Here is a 1,740-nt window from a genome sequence, read left to right as displayed (position 1 = left end):
TCGGCACCGTCCACAACCTCAGCAAACTCCTCGCCGGCACCGCAAAATCGCGCTCTTGACTCCCGGACGGGAGAAGTCGTGCGACAGCCTCGTGGTCTTCGCGCGGATGTTCCGAAATCCGCGGCGACACGTGCGGGGGTGAGGCGGCCGGGCTCGGCCGGCTTCTCTCAGGGGCGTCGGAGGTCCTCGGCGAGGGGACGGGCGAGCCGGAGCTGGGTGTGGGGGGGGCGATGACGAGCCAGGTCCACCGGTCGGCGGCCTGGGGGCTGCGGAGTTTGGGCCGGGTCCAGCCGAGGGTCTGCTTGAACAGCCGGAAGGTGTGTTCCAGGTCGAAGCGGCGGAGGAAGGACCGCCACCACCGGTCGATGTCTTCAACCGTGGCGCCGGTGTGTGAGGATCAGAGCCAGACCGGTTTCGGGTCACGAGCGCCGGGCAGGCGTTCGACCTTCAGACGGGCCAAAGTTCCTTCCACGATGGGGAGTTCGCCGTCGCGGTCGAGCCATGGGCCGCGGTGGGTCAGCCACGGATGCAGGCGGTCCTAAAGGTGGCCTCGGCGGTGCCGTAAAGGGTGGCGTCCGTTGTCGTGGTGCCGTGGCGGCGAGGCCGGCCCGCTCGGGGACGGTCCGTGGGCACAATGGGCAGCCGCAGAACCCTGTCCGAGCGGATGCGTCCGAGAAGGTCGACGGGCAAGTCTGCGAGCTCGAAGGCGAGTCGGGTGACGTCGTATCCGGTGTCCAGGACAATCAGGATGCTCGGGTCGCCCTCGCGCCAGTGGCCCGCCCGTGTGAGGCATGCGACGACGGCCCGGATCTGCTGGGCGGTGACATCGGTCAGGTCGTCGTCGGGGCCGATGCGGACAACGTCGAGCGCGGCGGTCCACGAAGTGCGGCCCGTCTCTAGCGCGGCCACGCACGAGTACGGCCATCCCGGGATCAGCTGGTGCTGGTTCTTCGCCTGGCCGTGGACGTGACAGAACAGCCGGTCAGGGCTGGTGGAGGCATCGGACCGCAGCCATGGACTGACATCGACACCCTGAACGATCCGTCCGCCGCCAGCACGGGGCAGCGGCAGCGCGGCCAGCTTCGCGCGCAGACGGCCGACGTCGATCCGGCCGCTGTTCAGAGCGTCGTAGAGGGCGCCGTGACCACGCCGTGCTCGGCCGTCAGCGTGAGGTCGACCAGCGACCACACCGCCCCGTCCACACACAACACGGCATCGGCCAGCTCGAACAGGGCATCGCCTCGAACCGGCAAGCAGTCATACACGTTGCTCCGGAACCGGCACAGCACCGACAGGGACTCGACACGGATCGCATCGTCCAGCAGACTCACCTTCACGGCCTCGTGGTTGATCAATGACGTCTCGACAACGCACATGATCACCCCGAGGCCGACCTGGTGTCCGGAGAACCACACAAACCCATGGCCGGACGGCAGTCCAACCACGGAGCTCAGTAGTCACTGCGCAGGGCGAACGCTGTTCTGGGGTTGACCGGTTTCCGACCTGCGGCTGGGATTCCCACCTGCAGACATAGCCGTCACCCGATCGGTGGCCACTCTGAAAGAGCTCACGGGTCGAGGCTAAAGATCAAGCCGAGACCGCGTTTGAGATCTTGGTTGATCTGTTTTTGGTCACGCGCCCTGCCCGCCTCGGAGCGGCTGGCCAGACGGTTCTCAAACGCGACCTCATGGCAGTTGACGGAACCACAACCGGACATATCGTGATCAAGTTCAGCAGTCA

General features: G+C 66.7%; 1 pseudogene. It reads right to left on the bottom strand.

From position 1 onward, the window contains the following. Positions 1-99 precede the first annotated feature (99 nt). Positions 100-1,331: pseudogene (locus tag ACFVZH_RS40320) on the bottom strand (transposase); the annotation flags it as partial. Between the last annotated feature and the right edge of the window lie 409 nt (positions 1,332-1,740).

The organism is Streptomyces sp. NPDC059534 (genome assembly GCF_042743475.1).
Lineage (GTDB): Bacteria > Actinomycetota > Actinomycetes > Streptomycetales > Streptomycetaceae > Streptomyces.
Note: the sequence above shows the minus strand (reverse complement) of the source record. Positions and strands in the feature narration are given on the sequence as shown.